The organism is Actinocrinis puniceicyclus, assembly GCF_018283645.1.
Taxonomy (GTDB): domain Bacteria; phylum Actinomycetota; class Actinomycetes; order Streptomycetales; family Catenulisporaceae; genus Actinocrinis; species Actinocrinis puniceicyclus.
Window position 1 is genome coordinate 1 of sequence record NZ_JAGSXH010000314.1, and the last position, 1,436, is coordinate 1,436.

At 68.7% G+C, this 1,436-nt stretch carries 1 protein-coding gene; it reads right to left on the reverse strand.

Annotation, left to right across the window (positions count from 1 at the left end; genetic code table 11):
* Window positions 1-1,249, reverse strand: a 1,249-nt coding sequence (locus KGA66_RS29005) for a glycoside hydrolase family 6 protein (protein ID WP_211472792.1), incomplete at its 3' end; no start/stop codon positions are given.
* Between the last annotated feature and the right edge of the window lie 187 nt (window positions 1,250-1,436).

Genomic DNA, 1,436 nt, shown 5'->3' on the forward strand with positions numbered 1-1,436 from the left:
TGGCGTAGCCGCCGGTGGCCGACTGCACGACCTTCGAGTACTCGGGGCCGGCGCCGCTCATGTTGTTCGGCCAGCCGAGCCATCCGGAGTGGCCGATGTCCAGGTAGTTGTAGACCTGCGGGCCGATGCCGTGCAGCTTGCCGAGCGCGTAGGCGATGCCGGTCTCGTAGTACGGGATGGCGGTGGCGCAGGCGCTCAGACTCTTGTTGGTCACCGCGTTGGGCAGCGAGTCCGGCTCGATGAAGTTGATGATGCGCAGCTTGCTGTACTTCGAGTTGCCCTCGAGAGCCGCGATCGGGTCGATGTACTGCGACTCGTACTCGGTCAGGCCCGCGGCGGTCGCCGGGATCTCGCCGTTGGAGGCGAGGGCGGCGCAGTCGCGGCCGGGCAGGTCGTAGACGACGACCTCGATCGAGACCGGCAGGCTGCTGGAGGCGGCCTGGGCGGCGGCGTTGTCGAGCTGACCCTGAAGGCCCAGGTGCGTGCTGTCGCCGGCGATCGCGCCGATGTGGTCCATCCAGATCGCGGTCTGGTAGGTGGCGACCTTCGCTTCCGCGGCGTTGCCGCCGTCAGCGGCGGCCTGCGACTTGACCTCGGAAACGTAGTTCGGGTTCAGGTAGGGGTTCGTGCCGACGAACGGGTTCGACACGTGCGCCGGGCAGGAGTTGCCGCAGCCCGTGCTCGAACTGCTCGGGCTGGCGGACGCCGACGCCGACGCGGAGGCCGAGGCGCTCGCGCTGGCCGACGCGGACGGCGAGGAGGAGTGGCTCGGGGAGGGGCTCGGGCTGTTGCTGCCCGAGACGCCGCCGTTACAGGTCGTGCCGTTGAGCGTGAAGCTCGCCGGCACGGCGTTGCTGCCCGAGTAGCTGCCGTTGAACCCGAGGGAGGTGGTGCCGTTGGTGCCGATCGACCCGTTGTACGACAGGTTGCTCACCTTCACGCTGTTACCGGTCTGCGTGAGGCTGCCGTTCCACAGGTTGGTGATCTGCTGGTTGCCGCCGAAGGTCCAGGCCAGGGTCCAGGAGCTGAGCGGGCTTCCGAGGTTGGTGATGACGATGTTGGTGCTGAAGCCGTTGCCCCAGTCGCTGGCGATCTGATAGCTCACCGAGCAGCCGGCGGCGGCGTTGGCCTGTCCGTTCGTCAGGGCGACGATCGAGAGGGAGGCGAGTACGGCGGCGCCCGCAGCGGCGGTGGCGCGTGTCGCACGCCGGGCCGGGATCCGGCGCATGTGCGGCGGACCGAGTTTCATGGGGTCTCCTCTTTGTGGGTCGCGCGTCCGGGTCGATCGGCGGGAAGCGCTTACTTCGTTTCGCGGCGACGATTACGGAGGCGTTGCGGGGCGTCAACGTCGTGGTTTGGTCCCGGGCCGGCGGCGGCGCCGTCACCTGGTGTGTCGTGGGGATCCGGGGTGTGGGGACGGTGAAACTTGCATTGCG